Source organism: Bradyrhizobium sp. HKCCYLS3070, from assembly GCF_051167575.1.
Classification (GTDB): Bacteria; Pseudomonadota; Alphaproteobacteria; order Rhizobiales; family Xanthobacteraceae; genus Bradyrhizobium.
On the sequence record NZ_JBNPTI010000003.1, the window covers coordinates 171,756 to 198,056 of the forward strand.

Sequence of the window (26,301 nt, forward strand, 5' to 3'; positions counted from 1 at the left end):
TCCGGGATAACGTTCCCGTCCCGATACTACTCTCAGATCCCGAGCGCACCAAGCAGGCGCGGCGGGGGCGCCGAAGAATATGCGAGCATGAGCGAGAACTGCAGCGCAAGCTTCGTCGTAAGGCGGACTGAGGTTGCCTCGACTGAAGGACCCTTGCGCCGGAAAGCTCCGTGCAAGCCTACGCCGCGCTTGCCACAACGACTCTCGGTCGAAGGAGTCGACGCAATTAGTTCGGGTGGAGTTCTTGTAAGATGGCGTTACAGGGTCGTTCGTCAACATTGAACGGCACCAAGTTACGGTGGCCAGGACAGATTCTAGAAACACCGTCCCAACGGCGTTGGGGCGGCCCTGGAGCGCCTGGACCATCCCGAGATCGGCGGACGGCTCCTGAGCATCGTCTGCGCGAGCCGGCGCGCAGACGACTTGCCGATCTCAGCTCAGCCCGATCATCCGTGCGAAGCGGGTTGCTGTCCTCATCTCCGGCTGCTGTTCAATCTCCGGCTGTTCCGACCGGTTCAGCTCCGCCAGGGAGATCAGGACGATCTGGTTGACATATTCGATCACCATCGAGAACAGCTCACCGTCCGGGCTGTGATAGTCGATCCGCGTTGCCTGGCCATCCTGCACGGTCTTGACGACCGTCCAGCCCAGCGGATTGCTGGTATGTCGGATCAGTTCGCCGATGGTGTGAATCTGAAAACGTGATGGATCCTGCCGCAGGATCTCGCGCGCCTTTGCGTTCATCGTCAGGATGCGCGCGCTCTCGACCCTGTTCTGACCATCCATGACCGGCACGGCCGCGATGATCCCGAGCGGCGATCGGTCCGCGATCATCGCCGGTCAAGTCCACGACACGAGCCTTGACGACGAGGCCGCCGAGTTCAATGAGATGCCGCGTGCGCTTGCGGCGCTCGACCTGCCGCATATCATGCCGCACCCTTGCTGCCTGTTGACGGTTGCGCGCCGCCCGGTTGCGCCCGAGCGCCGCAGCGAAGCGGTCGGCGCGGCGGCCCGAATCGATGCGCAGTTCGGTCTCGAGCTGGAGCGCGCGGCTGGCGCGGTTGACCGGGCTGCCAGCCGCCTCGCGGGCAAGCTCAGCGTTCTTGTAGGCGGCTTCGGCATCGAGCGAGCCATAAGGCCGCACCTCCTCGAATACCCGGCGGATCTTTTGGAGTTCATCAATACCGGCTTAGCTCCACTTCCTCATAGCGCTCCAGGGCCTGGATGCCCGGACGCTGAGGTAGCCCTCAAACCGCTGCCGCTGCTCGTCGACCGTGAACGGTTCGAGCGCAACTATCAGGAGCGGCTCCTTGCGGTCGGCTGCACACGTCCGCAAACGTCGAGTTAGGTCGGCACGAGACTGCAGCTAAAGACCAGTTTGCCAGTCCACACGAACGCAAACGACCCACCAGCTCGATCGATGGCAACGATCGACCGTCGAACTTCGCGGGCGCCGTGAGTGCGAGACCACCAGGTGGGATGGTTCAGCCTGCAGCAGCGGCAATGGCCCAGCGCGATCTGGCCTCCCGTATCAATTCTGGCAAATTTGCGATCATTCGGTGCATGTGGGCTTCCAGGCGCGCGCACGCGCGCGCGGCGTTCTGGCTGCGGACGCCGTCCGCGATATCAAGACAGTCACGGAGCTCGGAGTCTGGATCGGCGTCTTGGGAGATGACGAGGCATCGAATATACCGGCTGCGATCGTTGAAGTTCTTTATCATTCGCAGCATCTCCTCGTTCCTCGATATCTGCGCGATCTGCTCGAACACACCCTCGATGGCGGCAGCATAATGCTTGGCGCGATTCCTTGCCGAATTCGCGGGCGGAAGCGCCGCCACTCTCATCGCGCTTCGGCCAAAGCGTACGGCCGACGACGACTCCAAAGCCTTCCTGAGATTATACGCGAGTACCAGCCGAGCAAACTCATAGAGGTCCTGCAGCTCCGCTGCGTCCGGGACCCTCGAGAAGAAGCCTCGCTTCGGAACGATATCAATCAGCCCCTCGCCATGAAGACGCTCGAGAGCTTGTCTCACCGGTGTCGCGCTCGCCCTGACATAGTCAGCAAGCTCGTCGATGCGCAGGTGCTCGCCTGGCAAAATGATCTTCGACTCCGACGTCAACTCGTAATGTGTGACCAATTCCTTGATTCGGGCGTAGGCAACATCGACTCGATTGAATTCGCTGTCCATATCGATACCTGCTGCGCGAGGATTGCTGATCCGGCGGGCTTGAGCCGAAGGCTGCGCGGCGCGTCGCGCGCTCATGCGACGCGCCGCTCATCTCGCTTTCTGCTCGCGATCGATCGCCGAGTGCCGCCGGGTGTCGCGCATGGCGAGATAGACGACAAGAGAGGTCGCAATGCAGCCGGTGAGGTAGAAATAGAACCAGCTTTCGTGACCGATCGACTTGAACCAAAGCGCGATCGACTCTGCCGTGCCGCCGAAGATCGAAACGGTCAATGCATATGGCAGCGCTACGCCCGTTGCTCGAATTGCAGTTGGGAACAGTTCGGCCTTGACCACCGCATTGATCGAGGTATAGCCGGATACGATCAACCACGCCGCCGCGATCAGGAGGAATGCGGTAAACGGATCGTGGACTCCCTGCAGCGTGTTCAGAAGCGGAATCGTGAACAGAGTTCCGCCCAGTCCGAACCCGATCAACAGCCATTTGCGTCCGATGCGATCGGAAAGGGCGCCATAGAGCGGCTGCAGCGCCATCGCGAAGATAAGGCTACAGGCGGTGACCATGGTCGTTTGATCATCGGTCAGCTTGACGGAGAGCTTCAGGTATTTCTGCATGTAGGTGGTATAGGTGTAGAAGGCCGCAGTCCCGCCCATGGTTAGTCCAACAACAAGCAGGACTTCACGTCGGAACTGACCCAGCGCACGCAGCGAACTCCCCTGTCTTGCCGCCTTCGCGCGGGTGAATACATCCGTTTCGTGCAGATTGCGACGCATGACGGCGGCCACGACGGCCAGCAGCGCGCCGATCACGAACGGAATACGCCAGCCCCATCCCCGAAGCTGCTCCTCCGTCAGGACCACCTTCTGCAAGACCAGGAGAACGACGATCGCGCAGAGCTGGCCGCCAATCAACGTCACATATTGGAAGCTGGAATAGAATCCGCGGTTCTTTTCGTCCGCGACCTCGCTCAGGTAAGTTGCGCTGGCGCCATATTCACCGCCAAGGCTGATTCCCTGCACGATTCGCGCGAAACCAAGCAGGACCGGCGCCGCAAAGCCGATCGACGCATAGGTGGGCGTCACGGCGATGATCAGAGAGCCGAAGCACATCATCAAGACCGACAAGGTCAAGGCATTGCGGCGGCCATGATGATCGGCAAAATGGCCGAATAGCCAGCCTCCGAGTGGGCGGACGAGAAAGCCGGCGGCAAACAGCAGCGCGGCGTTCAACTGCTGCACGACCTCGTCGCCCTCAGGAAAGAACGATTTGGCGAAATACAACGCAAACGCAGCATAGGCGTAGAAGTCATACCATTCCACCAGATTTCCGATCGAGCCGACGAAGATCGCGCGCAAGCGGCTACCCATCCCAAGGCCGTCACGGCGTGCTTCATCGGCGGCCGCAACGAGGGTGGGGTTGATAGCTCGCTCAAAATTCATGGCGTCCTCCGAGTGCACGTTTTCTTAGGCTCTAAGGCCAATCGTGCTCATGCCTGAGCAACCCGCGTGCCAGCCGGCCGCGGCCGCCGACCGCGCCGGCAAACAAAGCCATTTCAGATGGTTGCATTGCGCCCCGCGTGAAACGGGCTCGCGGCGCTCAGCGGAATTCCGCCGATCCGCGTCGGCGTGTGAGCGGGAATCCGCCTCGTGCCTAGCAGGAGGTTCGGCTGGGTCGCAGCAAGCCGTACCTTGCCATTTTTTCGTTGAGCGTCCGCCGTGGCACGCCGAGACTTTCCATAACCGCCACAACCGACCAGTTGTGCTCCAGCAAAGACGCCTCGATCAGCATGCGCTCATAAGCTGCGACACGCTCGGAGAGCGAGCGCCTTGCGCCCGCTCCCTCGGCCCGCCGCAGAATTTCCGCGACGCGACGACCCGTTGCGGCCAGGCCGAGCGCGTAGCGTTCAGCCACGTTCTTCAATTCCCGAACGTTGCCAGGCCAGTCATGGGTCAGCAGCGCATCGAAATCCTCGGCCCCGAGTGGGGTCAAGTCACGGCCGCTGCGCCGGGCGGCTTCCGCGGCGAAATGCTGGAATAGCAGCAGCACGTCGTTGCCCCGTTCGCGCAGCGGCGGCAGACGGATCTCCGCCGCGGCCAAGCGGAAGTAGAGATCGGCACGAAAGCGGCCGCTGCGGCTGTCCGCCGCGAGATCGGCCTTCGCGGCGGCGATCACACGGACGTCGATCGGGATCAGCCGGTTCGATCCCACCCGCTCGACCACGCGCTCCTGCAGAACGCGCAGGATCTTGACCTGAAACGCGTGTGGCATGCTTTCAATTTCATCGAGCAGGAGGGTTCCGCCGCTGGCATGTTCGAACTTCCCGATGCGAGCCCCGCGTGCGCCGGTGAACGCCCCCGCCTCGTGACCCAGCAGTTCGCTCTCGAACAGCTCGGCGGGGACGGCCGCGCAATTCACCGCAACGAAAGGAGCTCGTGCCCGCGGACCAAGGTCGTGCAGTGCGCGAGCGACGACCTCCTTTCCCGTGCCGCTCTCGCCGAAGAGGATCACATCCCTGTCGTGCTCGGCGAGCTCGCCAACGGACTTTCGCAGCGTGGCCATCGCTGGCGATGTCCCGAGGAGACGTCGCTCCAGCTCACCTTCGGCGCCGAGCCGGCTCGTGAGTTGCCTGAGTTGACGCTTCAATCCTGACTGTTCTGCCGCCCGCGCCAGCACGGCAGACATATGATCCGGGTTGGCAGGTTTCTGCAAAAAGTCGTAGACGCCCTCGCGCATGGCCGCAACCGCGAGTGCAACGTCGCCGTGAGCAGTCAGCAGTATGACCGGAATGTCGGGATCGATGCGCTGCACCTCGCGCATCAGTTCGATGCCGGATCGATGCGGCATCCGGAAGTCGGTCAGTACCACGTCAGGCAGCTGAGCCTGAAGCATCGACAGCGCCTCGTCCGCATTTCGGGCGGTGCGCACGTCGAAGCCGCCCAGCTCCAGCCATTGTCTGATCGAGCTGCGAACGATCTCCTCGTCGTCGACGACAAGAATCGATTTGCTCATCCACATACCCCGATAGGTCTAGGTCGGCGCGGGCGGCGCCGGCAGGGTCACCCGAAACCGGCTTCCGATTTGCAGTTCACTCTCAACCGAAATCGTGCCTCCGAGCTCCCTCACGATTCCATAGCTGATTGAAAGACCGAGGCCGAGTCCTTCACCGATTTCCTTGGTGGTGAAGAACGGATCGAACAGCGACTTCATGTGATCCGCCGAGATTCCGCTCCCGGTGTCTGCGACCTCGGTCGTAACGGTGCTCCCCGCACGACGGATGGAAACCGTGAGAACTCGGCGCGGGCGATCACGCATCGACTGGACCGCGTTCGAGAGCAGGTTGACGAAGACCTGCTCCAGACGGATCGGGTTCGCTTCGACGTGAGCCGGCTCCGCGGGCAAGTCCAGGACAACCTCGATACCTTCATTTCTGATCCGGTACTGCAGAAGCCGCATCGCATTGCCAAGTGTCACACCGACATCGACTCTGCTGGTTGCCCCGGTCTCCTTGCGCGCGAACATGCGCAAGTGACCGATCAATGCCATCATTCGCTCGGCTATGGATGACATCAAGTCGAGGTTCAAGGCCGTTCGTTCGATCTCGTTGCGTTGCAACAAGACTCGGCTGCTTGCGATGTAAGTGGTGAGTGCCGCGAGTGGCTGGTTGATTTCATGCGCCACCCCCGCCAGCGCCTGTCCAAGACTGGCAAGCTTCGCACTCTGCACCAGGCTCTCGTGGGTTTGTCGCAACTCCTGTTCGGTGCGCGTCCGTTCCAGGACTTCGCTCGTCAGCTGACGATTGGCTTCGCGAAGCTCCATCGTGCGCTCCGCAACACTTCGTTCCAGCAGCTCGTTCGCTTCGCCCTTGGCTTTCATCGATTGCCGCCATTGATAGGCTACAAGTCCAAGCAGCTGTATTGTGAGAACGGCAAAACCGGCTGTGGCGGCGACCATCATTGCATGCCGTCGCGCGTCTCCGATATCCGAGAAGATCAGGAGCTGCCACCCATGCGCCGGCAGATGCCGCGCACGCAGCGCATATTCGTGGATGTCATTGTCGTCGCCCAGTCCGACCGATACGTTGCCTGATGCCGCCGAGGAATGCAGGATCGGGGCATTTTCGATCGTGTCGCCGAACTGCCGGGACTTGTTGAGACGCGCGACCGCGCTCGAGGGCAGCGTTCGCAGCGGGTGATATTTCCACCGCGCGCGGCTGGCCAGGATCACCACGCCTCCTTCATCTTCCATGGCCACCAGATCACCGGCCCTGACCCAATCGGCTTCCAGCGGCGTCAAATCGATCTTCACGACGGCGACCCCGATCGTAAGCTCGCCTTCCGTGATCCGTTGCGACAAGAAGTAACCAGGCAGGCCGGTCGTCACCCCGACGGCATAGAGCTGCCCTTCCCCGTCACGGATTGCGCTCTGGAAATAGGGGCGAAAGTCGTACGCATGCCCGACGAAGCTCTTTGCTCCATCATAATTGCTTGCTGCCAGCGCCACCCCTGCCGTGTCCAGCACGTAGAGCTCGGCCGATCCCGCGGCCTGATTTAGCGACTTGAGATAGCGGTTGGCTGCTTCGACGACTGCCTCGTCGCCCGGTGTCCGGAACAGCCGGCGCACCGGGTCGGCGAGTGAAAGAACCGTGGGCAGATATCGGAAGCGGGCAACGGTTGCATCGAACGTGCTGCCGATCAACGTCAGCCTATCATCGGAATCGCGGCTCATCTGCGCGAGGCCAGCGCTCAGGGCCAATCGGTAGGACAGCAGCGCGACTCCCACGATTGCCAGGATGGCAATGGCCGCGATAGCCGGCCAAGCCCTTGAGAGCTCACGCGGCAGTTCCAGTCGGCTCGAAAACCACGCCGACATTGATACACTCCCGCTCACGCCAGGGCTCGAATGATGGACCTGACCTACGCTTCGGTCACCCCGCGAATTCTCCCCGCGCATGCCGGATCCAGAGCTTCACCCGCAACCGGAGTCTTGGACCCTCTTATGAGTCGAAGGTCGATGTACCCCGCGGCGTTTTACGGTCGAATGAGATCTATACGGCCGCAGCCATCGTCCAGCGTGACCTGGCGTCCCTGATGAGCTCCGGCAGATCGACGATCATCCGACACATGTGCGTTTCCAATTTGGCACACGCACCTTTCGGATCCTGATCACGGAGCAATTCGATCAACTCGAGACATTCTCGTACCTGGGCGCCTTGATCCGGGCTTTGCAGGATCGAGAGGCATCGGACATATCGGCTGCGATCATTGAAGTTCCGCATCATTCTCAGCATCTGCGCGTTTCGCGACAGCTGCGTGATCTGCTCGAAGACGCCTTCGATGGTCATCGCATGATGTTTGACACACTTCGTTGCCGAGTGACCCACTGCAACGGCTTCCACTTTCATCAAACCCCGGCCGAGACGCGCGACCGAGGACGGATCGAGTGGCGTCGTGATATTGTGCTCAAGAACCAGCCGGGCAAACTCATACAGGTCCTGCAGCTCTGACGCGTTCGGGACCTTGGAAAAGAAGCCTCGCTTCGCGATGCTGTCGATCAGTCCCTCGCCTTGCAGGCGCTCCAGCGCTTGGCGCACAGGCGTTGCGCTCGCATTGACGCGATCCGCCAGATCGTCAATGTGCAGATGCTCTCCCGGAAGCACCCGGACCTTGCTGTCAGGGACCAGATCATAGTGGATGACGAGGTCCTTGAGCTTAGTGTAAGCGGTGTCTACCTTGCTGATATCCCCGTCTGTATCACGCATGCCACGTCCCCTTGAACCACCCTAGGCGGACGCAACTTGCCGGCCGCAGACGTAGCACCGGAGAGGCGTATGCCTTGTTCCCGGAATGCTCCGACCGCGCCGACGAGCACGCATGAACGGGTTCGGCGACGCCCGACGTCGAACCCTTGCCCTGCTACTCGTTGTCCGCCCATGACTGTCATTTTTTTACACACCGTAAGCTTACGCACTCATTGCAGCCGTCACCATCATAAAAACTATGCAATCAATGTGTACTGGTTCACTGGAGCATGCTGAGACGGTGTCTCATCGCGTAAGCGGTTGCAGCGGCGCGCGAGCTCACGCCGATCTTCATATATATGTTCGCAATGTGTCTGTTGACGGTCGGCACACTGAGGCGTAGTTCCGCGGCAATGGCCTTGGAGCGGCTGCCGGCGGCGAGCTTGCTGAGGATCTCCATTTCTCGTGGCGAAAGATCATCAGGGCCTCGCGCGTATAAGTTGCGGGGCTCGACTTCGACTCCCTCTATCCGTGCTCGATCGACACGCTCCTGCCAGCTTCGCATGCCGAGTGCTACGAACTGCTCGCGTCCCCGCTGCAGCAGCGCGTGCGAGGACGGCTTGTCGCCTGAGGTTCCCGTCACGATCGCCTCGTCAAGATCGACGAGCGCTCGGAGGCAGACCTGGCCTGCCCGCTCAAGGTCGCCGCGGGCCTTTGCGAAGTGTGTGCATGCCGCAACCGTGTGACCCTGAAGGGCCGCCAGGCGTCCGAGGATGAATTCACGGCATTCACCGGCTGCACCGATCGTGCTTCCGTGTTTTGGAGCGCGGACCAACGCTTCGAACCGGCGCGCGCGCTTGACGTCCTCACGCTGCCAGGCGGCGCAGACCCCGAGCCCCAGTGCATCATCCGACAGCTGTCTGTCGCAATTTGTGTTCTCCAAGGATCGGAGCAGCGCCTCGATGCGAACGTCATATTCGTTTTCGCCAGGCAAGAACGCTTCAGTCAGAGCGGCGAAGCCGAGCACGATCTGTCCAAGGCGCACCGGATGATCCTTGACGATCTGCAGCGCACGCGAAGCGATTCTGCCGATTGCCGTCCAGTCGCCACCATACAAATAGGCCCGCCATGCGACCGCGGAAAGCTCCAGGGCGAGATGCAACCGGTGCCATGGTCCCAGTCGGACAGCCAGCGCACGCGCGTCGCGCAGCGCCGCGTCGGAGCTTGTCAAATGGGCCAGGCTCGCCTCGGCAATCGCGAGAGAGGTTAAAGCCTCGATCCGGCCAGGAAGCGACCCGAAACACTTGGCATCCCGCAACAGGTCGTGCGCAGTTTCGACCCCCATGGCGAGTTGTCCATGCCGATAGATCCAATCATGGGTGACGACCTCTCGAGCCCGGATGATGGCCGCCGGACTCTGCCATTCGGCGGCCCAACGTTGCACCTGCTCTGTCTGTTCGATGGATCGCGGAGCATACAGGTCGAGCGCCGAGGCGCGGTCCTCTTCGTCTCCAAGCTGACGGACGAGATCGAGCGCAACCGGATCCGGCGCATGGTAGATCGTCTCAAACGTCCCGTCATTCCATCGGCATCGCCAGTGCTGTCGGAGCACCTCCAATCGGGCCCAGTGCAAATCTCGGCGAGCACCGCAGGCCTCCAGTCCGCGTTCCACCAGAGGCTGCCACATCTCGGTGGGAGCGCCGGCGTCGCGCAGCCTGCGGGCAATCGTCACCAAGAAACTCATGATCCATGAGGGCTGCCGCTCCCAGCATCGGCCGAACAGAAGGCGAGACGTCGCGTCAGCGGCTTCGACGTCGAGGGATGCAGCCTGGGCAAGCGCGAGATCACGAAGCATCTCGTCCGAGACAGCATCGCCTGCGAGATCGCAAGCGATCCGAAGGAATGCAGCTTCGTGCTCGCTGATATAGTTCGCTCGCGCGCGCTCGGCTGCCTTCAGCGCGAAGACCCCGCCGATCTCGGCACCCGCGATGCGCTGCGAAGCGTGATACTGATGTGCAATCTCTCCGGGATCGGCATCGAGCTCGGCGAGACGCGTCGCCGCGCGCCGATGCAAGATCGCTCGCCGGTCGGGGTTCAGTTCGTCGTACATGGCACGCCGCAGCAACGCATGCGCAAAGACGTAGCCATCACCTCGCACGACGAGGACTCCGGCCCTCATCGCCTCGTCGATATGGTCGAGGATCGTCTCTTCGGAATCCGATATCAGAAGCTGCAATCGGCCGAGATCGAAGCCTTCCGGAAATATCGCAGCGATCCGTAGCATCCCCAGGGTCGGCCCCGAGAGCCGCGCGAACCGTCGCGACAGCAGCGGACGCAATCCGGCCGGGATGCCGACACCGTTGGTCACGAGATCGGCGGGCCATTGGCCCTGGCGCCCCGGAAATCTTCCCTCCTCGACGAGGTGGTTGAAGAGCTCGCGCACATAGAACGGATTGCCGCCAGTCTCACGATGAATTGCCGTCGCAAGCGATGCGGGAAGCCGCTCGCCAGCCAACGACTCAAGCATGCGCATCGTGTCCGCAGGCTCGAGCGGCCGAACCGCGATCCGGTGAAGTTCGCTCTCACGCGCCATCGCACTGAGTTCCAGCGGCTCGCCACCGGTCTCGTCGGGACGGAGGGTCATGACGGTTAGCAAGGGGAGAGATCGCGTCGAGCGTAAGCAATGCAGCAACATCGACCAGGATTCGCGATCGGCCCAGTGCAAGTCCTCCAGCACGAGCAACAGTGGAGATTCGACTGCAACCGCATGAAGCAGATGAACGGCGGATTCGAACAGCCGAAACCGCTCGTCCGGTCCGGAGAGTCCTTTGAGAGCAGGAAGATCCGCAGCGGCCGCGAACGCCGGCACCAGGCGAGACAGCGGCCGAATCATATCATTGCGAGCATGGTTGAGGAGTGTCGGCTGCTCGCGAGCCCATTGGGAGAACGTGTCGGCGAACAATCCATAGGGCAGAGGTTCGGCCATCTCGTAGGCGGCCCCCCTCGCGACACAGAAACCGCGCTGCTTCGCAGTTAGGGCCAGTGCCTCGACCAGACGGCTCTTGCCGATACCAGCCTCTCCTATCAGGACCGCGCCGACAGCGCGTCCATTCGTGCTCGGGAGAAGCTCGCGAAGCCGGTTCGACTCCTGGTCCCTTCCTATAAGCGGAACACCGCTATCCTTCATGCGCTAACCAATGGCCAACCTACACGATACTCTTTCATGGCTGCGGCACGACGCACTGCCGCCCGTGCGATTCAACCGTCTCCGACAACTTAAGATTGCTTTGAGAAAATATCAGCTCGGCACGATAATACCAAGCGTCAAATCAATGTTGCGCTGCGCATATGGGACTCATCTCGCGAAGACTGTCGCGCAATCGCGACCGGCGAGACCCGAAGGACTCAGATCGATCACGATCTCCATGGCCAGTTCAGCCAATGATTGCTTGCCCTAAAAGACACACAACCATCATGAGGTGCAACTACAAAACTCAACCGAAGCATGAAACATCATTGAGTCGTTTTCTTGACGAAATTCCCCTGGCCCAACGAGCTGGCGATCGAGGAATCGCGGCGACGCCGTTCTCGACTACTCGGCGTCGGAGGCGACGCACACATGGGCCAAGCATCTGCTGCAACGCCGGAGAGAACCATGCGTTCGCATACAGGCTCAGGAGATGGCGATGGCCTCAGGAGATCGCGGGTCCTTCATATCGTCCAACAACGCACCTTCAGCGTTCGGCGGCTTGGTGCCGAACCCCGACGCGCGAATCATTTCGGAGCGTCGGATTGCGCGCATCGGAGCCGCGGCAAACCAGTGACGAGTGCGGCTTGGCACATGACATCCGGCACGCAGATCTACTGAACCGAATGTCAGAACCGTTCCTTAGGGCCGGAACGATTCGATGTACTTGATCAAACCCTTGGCGCCGAAAGAAAGTCCGGAGGTCCACGCGTCGCGGGGACGGGCCCTCGCCCATTTCTTTGCTGCACCACTCTTCGCAACGGACCCGACCGCTGAACGCGTTGCAGCAAGGCCGACCCCGACAGCGACACCGACATCGGGACCAATGAGCGCCCAGTTCCCCGCGTGAGCGTGTACATCAGCCGCTACCAGATTGCCCGGAACGAGCCCAATCGCGCCGACAAATTGAAGGCCTTTTCCGGATTTGGTTGATGTTTCCCAACTTGACTTGGTGGGAATATTTACAGTTGGAGGAGCCAAGTCCTTCTTGTTTGCAGAGCTGGCCTTATTGTAGCTCATCAATTCTTTCGTCGTGCGCCCCGTTCTCCGCGCCACCTGCACCCATGTCAGCCTGCCCTTCGACGGATCTTGGACGTCACGATTATCGTAGACGCGGTCGACCGAGAGCTTGTCACCGACCCAAGCCCCGGCCCGCGGAAGCTCGTAAGTCTGGGGGATCCAAGTCCGGTTCTCGGACACGATCTTTCTGACTGTTGTGCCATGCTCCTTTGCGAGATCTCTCAGAGATTGTCCCGGCTGGAGATCGACGGCTTGCTTTTGCCCGGGAACGTGCAGATTCTGGCCGCTCATCGACAACAGACGTCGGAGAGGCACACCGGTTTTTTTGGCGATCTGTTCCCATGTCACGGCTGTTGGGTTGCTGGCCGACGAGGCTTGGCCCGGAACGTCAATCCGCAAAGGTGCACGACTGTCCTTGTTTGCCGTGATCAGCTTCTTGATCCCGACACCATGCCTGCGAGCGAAACTCTCCAGTGACTCGCCTGGTTGCAAGCGATCGGTCGTTGCCCCGCGAAGCACGCGGCCACCGCTCGCTGCATCATAAACCCGTCGTGGTGGGATGGACAAACCACGGTGCCCGTTCGCCTCCAACAGCCGCTTCAGGCTGAGTCCCTGATCGGTTGCAAATTCCCCGTAGGTCACGCCATTCGTGACCTGACGAAGCCGCTGAGGAACCAGGATCTCGGCGGGCGCTACATTCTTGGCGTTGGCCTTGGCGATCGATCGCAGCGAGGTGCTGTGGCTGTCGAGAAACTCCTGCGGGCTTTGACCGGCTTGCACGCGTGCGTCATCGACTGCCGGAACGGATGCGCCTGCGGAATCCTTCCGAGCGGGGATCGACCATCCATGCCGATCCAGGTTCAGCGCCACGAGCGTCTTGACATCGACCCCCTCGCGCTTCGCAATCTCGGCCCATGTCGCACCAGAACTGTTGAGAGCGGTAACTGTCGGATTGATGTCTTGAACGCCAGGATTGCTTCGCGTGAGGTCGCGCGGTATGAGGCCAAGCCTTTGGGCAATGCTGACCATCGTATCGCCTGGCAGAACGTCGACTTTCGTCCCGCGCGAGCGCATCAGCGCTTGGGAGCTCACACCATTGCGCAAGGCGAAAGCTGCCTGCCCAAGACCGAGCAAACCGTCCGATATGGCGGCGGCCCTGTCTGTATGCCATCCACTCGCAGCCTTCATGAAATTGATCGAGGCGTTGGTCCCGAAACTCGAGGCGACGACGGCGCGAGCCGCCGCTTCACGAGACGACCCGAGCCACGTCCTAACCCGCGCATGCGCCAGGGGACTGTTGAAAAACGCGCGACCTACTGGATTAAGATCAGCGATGGCCTCGCTCAATGCCGGCGCACCATGCGTGGCCAACACCAGTTCGCCGGCAACGGCTGCCGATGCTGCGGCCGGCGGAGCGGCAGCGACCCATTCTCTCAATCGATTCGCGATGCGCTTGGCGCCGCCTCCCGCCTGAGGTGTCGTCGAGGCGGCCAGAGCCCAATCGGCCGCGTGATCTTGGCTGATTGGCGTATCCTGCAACCCCAAAGCGGTCTGCCGGAACGATGCGAGTGCCGCTGGATCGCCTCCGAAAACCGCCTTGTGGAAGTCGGTCTCCCCCATCCGGTCGCGAATGGCCTCCGCGATCTTTGCCTCCGTCGCATAGGGCGATGTGCCGCGGCGCGGCACGACCTGCGAGGCGAGAAACTCGGTCACACCTTCGTTCAAGTTCGAATGTGGCCGGCTTGAATCAACGACCAAGGTGCTTGCGAGCTTCTTGAACGATTCCGAAGTCAGTGCATGCACCGCCTCGTGCGCGACCACGTCCGGGCTCAATCTGTCGGTCCGCACATAGACGCGATGCCCCCGATCCGATGCGATGCTGAAAGCATCGACGGCCGCCGGATCGTGCTGGCCGCCGGCATTTTGATATGCACGGGCGAAATCGGCAGGATCCATGGCCTGCTGCCGGATGCCATTCGGCGCTGAGCCGCTCGTCCGACCTTGATAGGCGTCAAACACCTTCCTTCCCGCGTCGAACGCAGCGGGCTGTCCGGCGAGGCCCGCTTCGGTCGCGGTGCGGGATCTGCTCTGCTGATAGTGATGAGAAGCCACACCGGAAACTGTATTGAGTCCGATGGACAGATAGTCTTGCGTGGTCGGCGCCTTGCCTGACAGGAGGCCGGGACCCGCAGTCAGCATGGTGTTCGCGCCCAGCTGGGAGGCTGTCTGATAAAGCGGGTTCGACACGAGGCCATTCGGCCGTGCCGCGCTTGAGGTCCGCACGGCGACCTTGCCGTCGACGAACTTCGTCAGACCGCCAGTCACGCCGGCCATCGCGACATTCTTGAAGTACCCCGAGAATGCGTCCTTCATCTGCGCGTTGGCTTCGTCCTGCGTGAGCCGTCCCTCGGAGAGCTGATACTGGGACTCGACGTAGGTCCCCGCGACGTTGCCGAGGCCCATGACCCCCTGATTGGCGACCATGACCGTTGATCCGGTTGCCAGCTTCGAGACGACCGAGCTTGCAGCCTGGTCGAGGCCGCGCGTAACGAAGGCCTCCGTCGCTCCGCCCGTCAACGCCCCGCCTGCTGCGCCCAGGGACTGCACGCCCGATACGGTCGCATCGACGCCCGCCTGCTTCACTTCATCCCAGCTGCCGCCACCTTGGAAGAAGTTGTTGGTCAGCGCCGCATCGAGGGAGACGTGAGAGCTGCTGTGAATGTCGCCGCCACCGAACACAGTCGCTGCATTCTGGGCCGTGTCGATGGCTTCTGCCGTTCCCGTTCCTACCAAGGTGCCCGCTGCGAGGGCGGCCAAGACAGGCGCGCCGGCTCCGGCCGTGGCCATGGTGACAGCGGTCGCAGCCGCGGCGATCGCGACGTCGCGCACGACTTCCTGTGCACTCGACCAATTGGCGTCGGTCTTGCGCTCGTTCTCGAACATCCGGTCATTCTGGGTGGCCAGATTACCCATGATTTTCAGATACTCGCCGTTGACCTCCTGGGCAGTCATCCCTCCCTGATTTTTCTGCAGGGCCGTGAGCGCCTCTTTCTTGTCCTGCAGATCCGACTCGAGCTCAGACCGGTTGGCACCGAACAGCCCCCCGACCCAATCGCCGCCCTTCTGCAGAAGGCTGCGGTTGCCGAGCGCTTTGTCTTCCCTGTCGATGGCATCCTGCAGCTCATGCAGCCCTTGACCGATATCCACTCGCGCGTTCGCGTCCTTGAGGCTCGCAAGCTGCTCAGCGACCGCGCCATCGCTCAAGGCACCCGGATGCTGCGCAAAGAATGTATTGTACGCATGCGAGAGCGCGCTCTGGTCAGCGGCCGTTTGCGGATCAAGTAGATTTTGCGGCAACGTCAGCCGAAACTGGGAGTCCAGCAGCTGATATTGAGCCAGCTTCTGTTGAAGTTGTGCATATTGAAGCGATTGCTGAGCCGTCGTCAGGGCGCTGCCCGCTTTGGTGAAACCCACAGCCTGTACATTGCCAGCTTGTACCAAATCAGTGTTGGCGGACTGCCGCGCGGTTGCGACCGCCGCCTCGCTCTGTGTGACACGATAATCCTGAACCAGCCTGTTGGTCGTTGCAGCCAGCTCTTTCGTGATCAGGCCGGCCGATGCCGCATCAGTTCTTGCCTGCGCTATCTGCTGCAACACCGGCGAGTTTGAGGGCAAGGGAACATGGCTATAGGTCTGCTCCAGATTAGCCAATGTCGTATTGCGCCGGTCGGCGTAGGCAAGCCCGGTTGCCGACTTGAAGCCCGCCGTCGCAATGTCGGACATTGTCGAGAGCTCGCGCAACTGATGCTGCGCTTGGTTCAGCTTGAGCTCCGTGGCGGCCGTCGGATTCTTGATATAGGCGGCCTGCGCATCCGAGACGGCCTGGTGGCCCTTGATCAGGGCGAGGTCGGTCCCGACTTTGTTCTGATAGGCGCTTGCCTGATCGTAGTCGATCTTCGCCGTGGTAGCGGTCTGCCGGGCTTGCGGGGACAATTTGGCAAGATCGGAGTCCTGCGCTGCCTCAAGATCGGTCTGCGCTGCCGCCGCAAATGCCACTCGGTGCTGAGCCGCGGCCCAGCCTGCATTCTGGTAATCAGCGTTCCCGTTCGCGAGCTTGAGATCGAGCGATGCCTGCTGCGGATCGCTGCCGCGCGTTGCACGTACGGTGTACCCCAATGGATGCAGAGCGTCGTTCACCCGATCCTGGGCATCCTTCGCAACCGTCCCGTATTTCTCGGAATTCGAAGCATAATACTGGAGCTGGGCCTTGCCCTGCGCGACCATGCCGACATCGGCGTTGAGCTTGCTCCGCGCCACGGTGAAGTCGTCATAGGCGCGCAGCTGCGATGGCGTCAAATTCGCCTGGGTCGGATTTTCGTTCTGGTCGATCGTGACACCGGCTTTCTTCAGCGCTGTGGAAGCGCTCTCGAGCTCTTTCTTGTCCGCCGCGGCCTGCTGCCCGTAGACGACGCTTTTCCCTGCCGCAAGGTCGGCGCTCGCGGCATCAAGCTTGCGCTGGTCCGTCGCCAGCTTGTGTTGCTGCGCATCCTGCTGCTGATTCAGCAACGACAGACGGTGCAATGTTCCGGCGCTGATCCCCCGGTCCATCTCGGTGTCCAGACGGCCGAGCTGCGATTTGGTCTGCTCGAGAGCAGCCGTATCGGCGGTGACCTTGGCCTTTCCCGCGGAAACCTGGGCCGAGGCCGCGTCGACGAGCGGGGCAACTTTCCGCGCGACTGGATCTTTCACGGTGACCGGCGGCGGTGCCGGCTTGTAGTTCGCTGCGGCGGCGTCGATGCGTTGTGCAGCACTCAGATTGCTCTTGGCCGAACTCAACACCGCCTGGTCGGCGGTGACTTGCTGCTGAGCGGCCGCAACCTGCTTCTTCAGATCGCTGATATGGGCTTGATGCGCAGCCGCCGCGGCGCCCGCGCCGCGACCGTACCCGATCGGAGCCTTCGTTCCCTGCGCATCATTCAGTTCGGTCTGCAGTTTATGCAGCTTTCCAGCATCACCGTCGAGAGTGGTCTGCGCTTTTGTCTGAACAGATTTTGCCTGCGAAACGGCGTCCGGGACCGGCGCCGCCGGCGCCGGGGCGGGAACTCCCGGACATGTTGCCGCCGCTTTCGGCGGAGCAGGCGGGCAAAGCAACACAGGCGTCGGCTGCAGAACCGGACCTATGAAAGGCCGAAGGGGCTGAAAGAGCGGCGAAGGTGCGGTCGATGATGATCCAACGCTGCGCGCCGAATTGCGATCGAGCATGCCCGACGATGATGCCGCGGACTTCGGCCGCGGAGGTGGCGGGGGTGGGGGTGGGGGCGGAGGAGGAGGCGGACTGGCGACAACCGAGCCACCTGCGTCATCTATCCGCATTCGTGCGTCTCCCCGTTAGCGGCGGCGGCTCTGCTCTGGCAGACGCAGTTCGTCAGCCATGCAGCCCGCTCGGCGATCATGTCCGAGCGACAGTTTAGGGCATCAGCCGGCGGCCGATCCGAAATATATTGTGAAAATACTGTCGGGCAGCACGGCTACACTCAGGATATGCCGCTCGCGCGCAAGGCCGACACCACCGGCTGGAAAAACTCCTCGGTGATGTAATGGTCCTGAGCGATGCGGCGATCGAGTTCCTCTGCGAGGTCTGGATTGCGGAAACGAGGAATGCCAAGCTCAGCCGCAGCTTCGGTGAGATTGTGCGCACGGACGGAACGTCCTTTGCACACGAGCCTTGGGACCTGTGTCTCACCCGGAACATAGCGCAACCCGACCATCACATCGTCGCCCTCAATGACCAGTGTTGCGCTTTCGATTCCTCCCCGCCCTCCCCCGTGCGCCAGCGATTGACGCTGACGGCGTTGTGCGGAGCGCACCTCCGGCAGGCCCTCCTGGTCTCTCCGCTCGCGCTTCGCCTCGCTTCGTGTCATCCGCATCTCGCGCATGAACAGTCCGCGCTGCAAGAGAACGTCGATAAGGCCGCCCACCATCAGCACGACGATTGCCGCGACGACGAGCGGTGCCATCACCGCCCCGATCACCGGCGCGAGGCACGAAAGGCCGCATCCTGGCGTGTGAACCAAGGAGTTGAGCGACATCTCGAGGACGAAAACCGAGATCGTGACGAGCAGGGTCGTCTTGACCAGACTCTTCACCAGCTCGATCAGGCTCTTGAGCGCGAAAATTCGCTTCAAACCCTTTGTGGGATGCAAGCGCTCTGCGCGGGGCTTGATAGGGTCAAGGCTGAAGACGATCCCCTTGGTGACGGCGACGTTGACGACGAGGGACATTAGGACGACGATGGCCGCCCCCCTTGCAAGGTATGGCACGGCGGCTTCGTACATCATCGTTCCGATCGTGCCCGCAGCTTCCCGAAACGGTTGCCCGCCCGCATCGCCCACGAGCATCATGGCTCCCCGTAGCCGCGCGAAAAGCTCCGGCAAGGTCAGCCAGAGATAGAGCAGCATGGACGACAGGCATGCACCGGCGACCATATCGGTGCTGCGAAAGACCTGTCCCTTTTCGCGCGCCTTACGTAACTTCCGCTCGCTCGGAGGCAGCGTCCGCTCCTCAGTGCCGCCATCCTCGCTCATCGCAGGAACTGCCCTAGCTGGTCCAGGATTCCGGTCAACTCTCCAAGCTGAGTACCGAAGTGATCGAGCAGAAAGGCCGCATAGAGCGGCAGAACCAGGAAATAGACCAAGTTGCGCGCCGCCATCGAAAGATCGAACACATTCAACTGCGGTGCGAAACGGGCAATCACCATCAGCGCGAACATCGCAACGAACATGGCCGCCAGCACTGGGAATGCCAGGATCAATGCCAACTGCAGCACGCGGACGAGCATTTCCAGCGCCAATAGGCCGCTCTCCGCGCGTAGCAACGGCGCGAGCTCAATGACCGGCCAGAGCCTGTAGCTGCCATAAAGGGCTTCGACGACGCTATGAAAGCCGTCGGCTGCGACGAACAGAACCACCGCAGCGAGCATAAAAAGCGTGCCAGACGCGGTGGACTCGGTCATGGCGTTGGGATCCTGAAGCTGGGCATCGGGGGCCTGACGTTCGTAGTCGAGCAGGTCGCCCGCGACCTCGGCGGCCCAGAACGGGATCCCAAGCAGCAGACCAAGGAGCCCTCCGATGATCGCTTCCTTGAACCCGACCGCGACCAATCGCAATGTTTGCGTGCCGATCGGAGGAAGCACCTCAACAAGTCCGGTCATGACCGGTAGCGAGATCGCGACCACGAAGGCACCACGAATCAAGCCGGTCAGCCCGAGGCGAACAAACACCGGAAAGGTCATGACGAAGGCGCTGGGACGCGCGATGGCGAGCGCCAACGAAAGAAGATGACGGAAGACGAGATTGGCCCCCGCCTCGATGCTGTCCAACGGCATGAGGTCAAGCCCCATCGCCACTCCGCGTCGCCCATGTCCCTCCGAGCACGATGAAGGGAAGGCCCGTCAACGCGTCAGTGCAGGAAAATCCGCAAGGATCTGATCGGCATATTGGATCAGCGGTGCCGCCAACACTGCGCCGAACACCGCCAGCGTGGCCACGACGGCAATCAGTTTGATCGTCTGCGGCAGCACCTGATCCTGAATCTGGGTTGCGGCCTGAAGAATTGAGACGAAGAGGCCAACAACCATCGCCACACCCAGGGGAGGCATGGCAAATATGAGAACGACCGTCAGACCCCTGACCAGATGATCGACGATTGTCGCTTGGCCCATTGCTTCCCCTCCCCATCTCGCAGGCTATCCGTAACTCAACACCAGGCCATGCATCAGCTTCGACCAGCCCTCGACCATCACGAACAAGAACAACTTGAATGGGACGGAGATCGTCGATGGCGGCACCATCGACATGCCAAGGGACATCAAGACCGCGGACACCACGAGATCAATCGCGATGAAGGGCAGATAGAGCAGGAAGCCGATCTCGAAGGCGCGCTTGAGCTCCGAGCTCATGAAGGAGGGAACGAGGATAACGAGATCTTCGCTCGATAGCTTGGCTCTGCTGCTATCGGGCCACAAGCTGCCAGTGGCCGTGACGAAAAAATCTCGCTCCGCGACCGTCGTGAACCGGCTCAAATGTTCGCGAATTGGCTGGCCTGCCCGCTCAGCAGCATCTTTCCAGTCGGTAAAAGTTTGAAACTCGCTGGGCCGATCATTGACGCGCTCATACACGGCCTGCACCAGCGGCGCGCTGACATAGGCCGTCAGAACCAGCGCAATGGCATAGAGCACGAGGTTTGGAGGCGTCTGCTGCACTCCCAGCGCATTCCGAATCAGGAACAGCACCACGGCGATCTTGACGAACGATGTCATCGTCACGACGGCAAAGGTGACAAGGCCAAGCCCGGCGATGACCGCGAGAACAGCGAACAAATTGAACTGGGTCACGGCTTCAGCTCATTCGTGATTGAACAATCTGTTGATCCGCACGCCGATTGCCTCGCCGATCCTGACGATCTCGCCCTGCCCGATCCGCCGATTCCCCGCGTGAATCTCAATTGCATGTCGCGGATCCCGACCGAGATTGAAGACATAGCCGGGCGCGATCATGCGCAACTCGCCGAGAGGTATCTCGAGCTGGCCGATCTCAAATAGGAGCTTGATCTGGAGGTCGTCCAGGCTCACATCGTCTGCGCCTGTATCGACGCTTTCATGTGCAGTCATGTCCACAGCCGTCCAATGATGATGAAGATCGCCTCTTATCTGGTGCAACGTGTCCACCACTGTCGCGTCGCTTCCCTCGAAGCGACATGAGGTGAGACGACGCTCGCCGAAGACGGCGGCGACGCGTCCATCCGGCATCGCGTGTTCGACGATCACGACGTCTCCCGGCCGTAAGCTCGCAAGCAAGCGGGCGCTGACGCGCGTAGCACCAAGCCGGAAAGCCGCGCAGATCGGAACTCCGGCGGCAGCAGCCGGACCCAATGCTTGAACTTGATTTGCCAAGCGGGATTCGTATGGCTCTGGTAAAGACAGGTAAGCACTGAACGATCGTTCGCCAAACCTGCCGCGACACAGGATTCCAATCGAGTCCGGAACGCTGCCATCGAAGGAAGCATGCGTGAGGATGACGGGGAGGCCGAGCGTCTCCTCGATTGAATCAAGTATGGCGGCGCAGGCGAACTCGATCAGAAGCAGCAGATCGGGCTCGGCAAGCGTAGTTCGAGGCGGACCATCAATCGCCTGCAGCGTTGCATCGATCACCTCGACAGGCAGACTTACGGCGCATGGATCACCGCCGATCGTAAAATGAAGACGACACGCCGGCCGGCTCGAAACGCCCGAGGAGGCGCCCGAGAAGGAAATCCGCAGCGGCAGACCTGCCAACTCGCAGGTGAGTTCAGCCAGCCGCCGACACCAACGACGGGCACGTAGAACATCAGCAATGGATAGCGCGTCCGGATGAAATTCGGTGATCTCACCGTCAGGCGCTCCGCGCCTGCGAGCGGGGAATGGCGCGTTCATGCTTGCCGCCCCGCCGCCCTGCCGTCCGAATTAGCCATCTCCTCTAGCAACGTCTCACGGTCCTCGCGACGGCGACGTGATTGCTGCGATAACTCATCCCACTTGCGACGCCTCCGATGAGCCTTCACGAATTCGAGGCGTAGACCCTGAACTTCGTTACGCGCATGGTCGAGCGTACGGATGCTCGCAAGGCGCTGCTCGGCAAGCGCCATTGCCAGCGACTCGAGGCGCCTGAGTTGCGCGTCAAGTTGGGTGATCTCCCGCGCGGAAATTGGACGCCCTACCATCTGCTGGTAGATCTGACGTTCGCGTGCGCCACGCGCCGCTGCTTGCAACGCAAGCGCATGATTGATCTGCGTCAGTTCTGCAGTCGCTTCGACCTGTGCCTCCACGCCGCGCTGAAGCGCGGAATTCGCCCGCCGCTCCCTCTCTCCGAGAACGATCCGCATCCTGCGTATGCGCGTGAGCAGTGGATCGTACCTCATGACGCGAGCTGCTCGAGTTGATGGATCGTGCGATCCCACGGAACGACCTCGCCGAGGCCCTGCCGCAGAAAGGACTTGATAGCATCCTGCTTGGCGATCGCCTCATCGGCGATCGGATCGGATCCGGCCTTGTACTCCCCAACCTGCAGCAGGAACTCAAGCTCTGCATAGCGAGCTATGAGTTCACGCACCCTCCTGGCTGCAGAGCGATGACGGCTCGTCACGACCTGATCCATGACGCGGCTGAGGCTGGACACGATGTCAATCGCAGGGAAATGCGCCGACTGTGCGAGCTTAGGTGACAACGCGATGTGCCCGTCCAGAATGCTGCGCGTCTCCTCCGCGATCGGATCCGCGGTACCATCCCCCTCAACCAGCACGGTGTAAAATGCAGTGATTGAGCCGGCGACTCCGGGACCGGACCGCTCGAGCAACTCGGGCAATGCCGCAAACACCGACGGCGGAAAGCCCCGGCGCGTCGGCGGCTCGCCCGCGGCCAGTCCGATCTCACGCAATGCCCTCGCAAAGCGAGTGACACTGTCCTGCACTAGGAGCACGCGTGCGTTGCAATCCCGGAAGTACTCCGCGATCGTCACGGCGACATAGGCAGCCGTGACGCGCTCCGTCGGCGGCCGGTCGGAGGTTGCGACAATCACGACTGATCGCGCCCGAGCCGCTCCGGCCAGGCAGCGCTCGACCATTTCTCGAACTTCGCGCCCACGCTCGCCAATCAGTGCGACAACGCAGACGTCGACGTCCGCGTTCTGGACGATCTGGGCGACAAGCGACGATTTGCCCGCGCCGGGTTCGCCATAGATGCCGATCCGCTGCCCCTCGCCGCAGCTGAGCAGACCATCGATCGCCCGGATACCAAGTGACAAAGGGCCGTCAACGAGCCGCCGTGCCAAGGGCGCCGGCGCAGCTCCGCGGACTCGTCGAATCTGGTCGAACTCGGGCCATCCTCGTTCCTGAACGTCGAGAGGGCGCCCGAGCCCGTCGACGACGCGGCCGAGCAGCGCTGGCCCAACCATGATGCCGAGGGCCTGCCTTGTCGAGACGACTTCCGTTCTTGTTGAGAGACCCGCCACGTCTCCGAGAGGCGTCAGCAACGCGACTCCGCCTTCGATGCCCACGATCTCGGCCCGCAGATCAGGCGAGGCATGGGCAGAACGGAGCAAACAGATATCGCCAACACGCGCATCGGGAACGATCGCCCTGATGAGGGTCCCCGACACCTGAATCACGCGCCCGCGGATCGGGCGCAGTTGCGAACGGCCTGCAGCTTCACGCAACTGCGGCAGGATTCGCGCGAGTCGGTGCGTGGCAGAGCCTGCCGGCATCATGGCTCCACGCCCTCGAAACCGGCACGCAGCGCCAAGGCGAGCTGCTCCAGTTGAGCGTCAACGGAAACATCGATCTGCCCGAACTCGCTCCAAAGCATACAGCGCCCCGGCGCAAACTGCGGGTCGGACACGATGGTGAGCTGGTCGGCCCCATCCTCCAGCAGCGTCGCCACTCGTACACGGATGGACTCCATCTCCTGCGGCGCAGTCATCAGCACGAGGGCCGTACCGGAACGGATCTCTTCGAGTGCTCTGGTGATGGCGCGCGCGGCGAGATCGTCCGGCTCAAAACTTCCGAGGATCTCCCTGATGATCTCGACGACGAGCGTGATAAGTTCGTCTTGCAGATCGGCGACGAAATCATCAACCGTGACCTTCGTTTCCGCAATCAGGCGAGCCGCCTCCTCAACTCCCGCGAGACGACCATCCTCAAAGCCTCTCATGCGCTGCTCTTCGAACGCGAGCCGGGCCTGCGCGGCGATCTGCTCGCATTGCCGCCGGGCGTCGGCAAGAGAGGCAGCCGCGGAAAACCAGGTCTCCGCCTCTTCGGCTCGAACCACGGGTCCGAGCGGATGGAACGTGCCGACAGGCTTGTCACTCTCGCGGGCTTTCACGGCACCATCCCATCGGCTAGAACGCGATCAACAATCTCCGGACCAAGCTGCTGGTGTCGCCGCGAGACCGAGGAGCCCAGCGGCGAGTTAATCGGAAATCGAAGAAGGATGCGGCTGCGCAAGGTGGCGGGGAGTCGCCAGATTGCGGCATTGAGACATTGCATCCCATCACCTCGGATGAGGTCCGCAAGCGCAGATGGATTCGGGGGGCGATCGGGTTTGGGCGACAGATCGATATTGGCGAGCGCGACCTTGTGGAGTCGGGAATCGAATTCTCCGAGATGCTCCCGGAGCGTAGTCTTGAGGACCGTGGAACGAATTGCGTGGGCATGCCAAACACCGCCGGCCAGCTCACCGACGCGGCATAGTTGCTCGCAGTCGAGAAACGCAATGCGACTGCGCGTGTCAGCGACGTCGGCTGCCGTGCAGCAATCAAGCTCGTAATGCACAACGATCCGCTCTGAGATATCTCGGTGGAGTCGGTCGCAGGCGAGTATCCGTGCGGCAAGCCCGGGCGAAACGCCCGGTACGCACGCGAGAAATCGTTCAACGTGGATGTAGCGTGCCGGTAATCGACAAAACGTGTCCATATCCATCACCGGCCAATGCCCCACCGGCGCGCCGGGTTCGCAGCCACCGCCGACCTTCGGAGCACGCAAACCAAGGGATGCTCCAGGTTGCACAAGCCTACTCATTTGCCGGCCAAGCCCACTTCAATCGCACTAGGATACGACACGCAGCGGATCACGCGCCGGCATTCGCGCCTCACGACGCGGCGCGTTGCGTTGCGCATATCCCACGCGTGCCCGGCGCCAGAGCTGGAAGATTCCGATCGATCCCAGCAGCCCCACCCCTACCGCGGCTGACACCTGCAGGATGAGCGGACGGTCACGCAGGGCAGATCCGTCGTGAGATAGAACGGATGCCGTCGTCTCGATCGACGTGGAGGGGCTGACTTCGACGGGATCCGAACTGCCACGCACGAAAACCACGGCCACCCTGTCGTACGTCAGTCCTTCGACACTGTTGGCAATGAGGGTCTTGATCTGCGGTAGGAGCACGGCGATTTCGGCGCGCGCGTCGTGCTTGATGAACACCGATGCCGCCGACGACGGAACCTGATCGTGACGCAACGGGTCTATCTTAGGCAGCACCACGTGGACTCGGGCAGAGATGACTCCGTCGATCTCCATGATCGTCCTTGCCAACTCTTGATTGAGCGCGTGAATCAACCTGACTCGCTCCTCTGTGGGTGACGACACCAGACCATTGCTTGAGAATATGCTGCCCATGTCTTCGAACTTCGCGTGCGGCAACCCGGACGCATTCAGCAGCGTCACAGCGTCGGCAAATCGCTCCTGCTCGACCCTGACAGTATTGCTACCGTCCTTTGCCTGGAGTCGGTCGGCGGCGATGCCGTGGTGCAGCAGAAGGGCCACCATCAGATTAGCCTCCTTCTCGCTCAAGCGGCTATAGAGCTCACCCTTGCAACCGCTCAGCATGAACGCCAAGCCCAGCACCAGCGCCAAATTCAATCCGCGCCCTCGAGCGGCCAGCCATTGTTTGCCGCAACCGGCCATTCTCATTGTCCCTTCAAGAACGTGTTGAAGATCCGGGTCGACTCGGTCGAGATTTTCGACATCAGCGTCGCCTCAATGGCAAACGAGAATGCGTGCTCCAGCATTTGCAGGGCCTGACGGCCCGCGTCTGGCTTGTCCGCTCCCAGGGCCGTTCCGCCAATGTTGGAGGACGCTGGACCGGATGCTGCCGGCTCCGGCATGAGATTGAGCTCGGGCGCGACATTGCGCTGGACCCGCTCGTACGAACTCTCCATCCACTCCATCACCTTGCCGCCGAGTTGGTCGACGGCGTGCTCAGGCTCCATAGGCAGTTTAGTGACCGATCTATGCAGAGCGTCCTGAAACGACTGCTGGGCGGCCGCTCCGGGCTCAACGGCTCCGAAACTGACACCAACTGTTCCGGAAGCTGTGACGCCACCCAACGGCGCAATCGTCGTCATGTCACCGCTCCATGCCGTCTCAGGACCCCTCGTGCTCTCGCCATTGCTCACTCCAAACAAATAATGACTCACAAGGACAGCCGGACCATGGCTTGCACAACGGATCAGACAGAGCTTTGCACGGCGCCCAGCGGGGCAGAGCATAATATTTTCCTAATATATTCTCCGACGCACCCGCG

The 26,301-nt window shown here is 61.6% G+C and carries 19 protein-coding genes and 2 pseudogenes; all 21 read right to left on the bottom strand.

Annotation, left to right across the window (positions count from 1 at the left end; genetic code table 11):
- Nucleotides 1–432: 432 nt before the first annotated feature.
- The gene (locus ACQR03_RS13285; RefSeq protein WP_316191548.1) at nt 433–744 is read right to left on the bottom strand and encodes a hypothetical protein; all 312 of its coding nucleotides are present in this window, start codon (nt 742–744) and stop codon (nt 433–435) included.
- Nucleotides 745–826: 82 nt separating this feature from the next.
- Nucleotides 827–925: pseudogene (locus tag ACQR03_RS13290) on the bottom strand (conjugal transfer protein TraD); the annotation flags it as partial.
- Nucleotides 926–991: 66 nt separating this feature from the next.
- Nucleotides 992–1,183: pseudogene (locus ACQR03_RS13295) on the bottom strand (conjugal transfer protein TraA); the annotation flags it as partial.
- 301 nt (nt 1,184–1,484) lie between these two features.
- Entirely contained in the window at nt 1,485–2,264 is a 780-nt protein-coding gene (locus ACQR03_RS13300; RefSeq protein ID WP_316191476.1) for a GntR family transcriptional regulator, read from the bottom strand.
- 12 nt (nt 2,265–2,276) lie between these two features.
- Entirely contained in the window at nt 2,277–3,554 is a 1,278-nt protein-coding gene (locus tag ACQR03_RS13305; protein WP_316191540.1) for an MFS transporter, read from the bottom strand.
- 283 nt (nt 3,555–3,837) lie between these two features.
- Complete coding sequence (locus ACQR03_RS13310) at nt 3,838–5,196, bottom strand: sigma-54-dependent transcriptional regulator (RefSeq protein WP_434841460.1); 1,359 nt, start codon at nt 5,194–5,196, stop codon at nt 3,838–3,840.
- Between the two features lie 18 nt (nt 5,197–5,214).
- On the bottom strand, nt 5,215–7,056 hold the full coding sequence (locus tag ACQR03_RS13315; RefSeq protein ID WP_434841461.1) for an ATP-binding protein: 1,842 nt from the start codon (nt 7,054–7,056) through the stop codon (nt 5,215–5,217).
- Between the two features lie 175 nt (nt 7,057–7,231).
- Nucleotides 7,232–7,945 (bottom strand): GntR family transcriptional regulator, encoded by a 714-nt coding sequence (locus ACQR03_RS13320; RefSeq protein ID WP_434841462.1) that lies wholly within the window; start codon nt 7,943–7,945, stop codon nt 7,232–7,234.
- A 259-nt stretch (nt 7,946–8,204) separates the two neighbouring features.
- Nucleotides 8,205–11,111 (bottom strand): helix-turn-helix transcriptional regulator, encoded by a 2,907-nt coding sequence (locus tag ACQR03_RS13325; protein WP_434841463.1) that lies wholly within the window; start codon nt 11,109–11,111, stop codon nt 8,205–8,207.
- A 702-nt stretch (nt 11,112–11,813) separates the two neighbouring features.
- A complete protein-coding gene (locus ACQR03_RS13330; protein WP_434841464.1) occupies nt 11,814–17,453 on the bottom strand; it encodes a LysM peptidoglycan-binding domain-containing protein in 5,640 nt (1,879 codons plus the stop codon).
- Nucleotides 17,454–17,725: 272 nt separating this feature from the next.
- Complete coding sequence (locus ACQR03_RS13335) at nt 17,726–18,775, bottom strand: EscU/YscU/HrcU family type III secretion system export apparatus switch protein (RefSeq protein WP_315751852.1); 1,050 nt, start codon at nt 18,773–18,775, stop codon at nt 17,726–17,728.
- The gene (gene sctT / locus ACQR03_RS13340) at nt 18,772–19,590 is read right to left on the bottom strand and encodes a type III secretion system export apparatus subunit SctT (protein WP_315751851.1); all 819 of its coding nucleotides are present in this window, start codon (nt 19,588–19,590) and stop codon (nt 18,772–18,774) included. Before sctT ends, ACQR03_RS13335 begins: the two co-directional genes overlap by 4 nt.
- Nucleotides 19,591–19,641: 51 nt before the next feature.
- The gene (gene sctS, locus ACQR03_RS13345; RefSeq protein WP_315715074.1) at nt 19,642–19,911 is read right to left on the bottom strand and encodes a type III secretion system export apparatus subunit SctS; all 270 of its coding nucleotides are present in this window, start codon (nt 19,909–19,911) and stop codon (nt 19,642–19,644) included.
- 24 nt (nt 19,912–19,935) lie between these two features.
- The gene (gene sctR / locus ACQR03_RS13350; protein WP_315751850.1) at nt 19,936–20,583 is read right to left on the bottom strand and encodes a type III secretion system export apparatus subunit SctR; all 648 of its coding nucleotides are present in this window, start codon (nt 20,581–20,583) and stop codon (nt 19,936–19,938) included.
- Between the two features lie 9 nt (nt 20,584–20,592).
- Complete coding sequence (gene sctQ / locus ACQR03_RS13355) at nt 20,593–21,660, bottom strand: type III secretion system cytoplasmic ring protein SctQ (protein WP_315751849.1); 1,068 nt, start codon at nt 21,658–21,660, stop codon at nt 20,593–20,595.
- A complete protein-coding gene (locus tag ACQR03_RS13360; protein ID WP_315751848.1) occupies nt 21,657–22,109 on the bottom strand; it encodes a hypothetical protein in 453 nt (150 codons plus the stop codon). The genes sctQ and ACQR03_RS13360 overlap by 4 nt, the downstream gene beginning before the upstream one ends.
- 32 nt (nt 22,110–22,141) lie before the next feature.
- Nucleotides 22,142–23,485, bottom strand: coding sequence for a FliI/YscN family ATPase (locus ACQR03_RS13365; RefSeq protein WP_315729338.1), 1,344 nt, complete (start codon nt 23,483–23,485; stop codon nt 22,142–22,144).
- Nucleotides 23,485–24,102: a type III secretion system stator protein SctL gene (gene sctL, locus ACQR03_RS13370; protein WP_315715069.1), complete on the bottom strand. Its 618-nt coding sequence runs from the start codon at nt 24,100–24,102 to the stop codon at nt 23,485–23,487. Before sctL ends, ACQR03_RS13365 begins: the two co-directional genes overlap by 1 nt.
- A complete protein-coding gene (locus ACQR03_RS13375; RefSeq protein ID WP_315751847.1) occupies nt 24,099–24,761 on the bottom strand; it encodes a SctK family type III secretion system sorting platform protein in 663 nt (220 codons plus the stop codon). Before ACQR03_RS13375 ends, sctL begins: the two co-directional genes overlap by 4 nt.
- 63 nt (nt 24,762–24,824) lie before the next feature.
- Complete coding sequence (sctJ, locus tag ACQR03_RS13380) at nt 24,825–25,682, bottom strand: type III secretion system inner membrane ring lipoprotein SctJ (RefSeq protein WP_315751846.1); 858 nt, start codon at nt 25,680–25,682, stop codon at nt 24,825–24,827.
- Between the two features lie 2 nt (nt 25,683–25,684).
- Complete coding sequence (locus tag ACQR03_RS13385; protein ID WP_315751845.1) at nt 25,685–26,122, bottom strand: hypothetical protein; 438 nt, start codon at nt 26,120–26,122, stop codon at nt 25,685–25,687.
- Nucleotides 26,123–26,301 lie beyond the last annotated feature (179 nt).

Coding starts and splice junctions, on each gene's coding strand:
- sctS (WP_315715074.1), bottom strand. CDS start 19,911: ATGGGCCAAGCGACAATCGTCGATCATCTGGTCAGGGGTCTGACGGTC.
- sctQ (WP_315751849.1), bottom strand. CDS start 21,660: ATGAACGCGCCATTCCCCGCTCGCAGGCGCGGAGCGCCTGACGGTGAG.
- ACQR03_RS13330 (WP_434841464.1), bottom strand. CDS start 17,453: ATGCTCGATCGCAATTCGGCGCGCAGCGTTGGATCATCATCGACCGCA.
- ACQR03_RS13305 (WP_316191540.1), bottom strand. CDS start 3,554: ATGGGTAGCCGCTTGCGCGCGATCTTCGTCGGCTCGATCGGAAATCTG.
- sctT (WP_315751851.1), bottom strand. CDS start 19,590: ATGGGGCTTGACCTCATGCCGTTGGACAGCATCGAGGCGGGGGCCAAT.
- ACQR03_RS13300 (WP_316191476.1), bottom strand. CDS start 2,264: ATGAGCGCGCGACGCGCCGCGCAGCCTTCGGCTCAAGCCCGCCGGATC.
- ACQR03_RS13310 (WP_434841460.1), bottom strand. CDS start 5,196: ATGAGCAAATCGATTCTTGTCGTCGACGACGAGGAGATCGTTCGCAGC.
- ACQR03_RS13365 (WP_315729338.1), bottom strand. CDS start 23,485: ATGCCGGCAGGCTCTGCCACGCACCGACTCGCGCGAATCCTGCCGCAG.
- ACQR03_RS13335 (WP_315751852.1), bottom strand. CDS start 18,775: ATGAGCGAGGATGGCGGCACTGAGGAGCGGACGCTGCCTCCGAGCGAG.
- ACQR03_RS13385 (WP_315751845.1), bottom strand. CDS start 26,122: ATGACGACGATTGCGCCGTTGGGTGGCGTCACAGCTTCCGGAACAGTT.
- ACQR03_RS13320 (WP_434841462.1), bottom strand. CDS start 7,945: ATGCGTGATACAGACGGGGATATCAGCAAGGTAGACACCGCTTACACT.
- ACQR03_RS13325 (WP_434841463.1), bottom strand. CDS start 11,111: ATGAAGGATAGCGGTGTTCCGCTTATAGGAAGGGACCAGGAGTCGAAC.
- ACQR03_RS13360 (WP_315751848.1), bottom strand. CDS start 22,109: ATGCGGATCGTTCTCGGAGAGAGGGAGCGGCGGGCGAATTCCGCGCTT.
- sctJ (WP_315751846.1), bottom strand. CDS start 25,682: ATGGCCGGTTGCGGCAAACAATGGCTGGCCGCTCGAGGGCGCGGATTG.
- ACQR03_RS13285 (WP_316191548.1), bottom strand. CDS start 744: ATGAACGCAAAGGCGCGCGAGATCCTGCGGCAGGATCCATCACGTTTT.
- ACQR03_RS13315 (WP_434841461.1), bottom strand. CDS start 7,056: ATGTCGGCGTGGTTTTCGAGCCGACTGGAACTGCCGCGTGAGCTCTCA.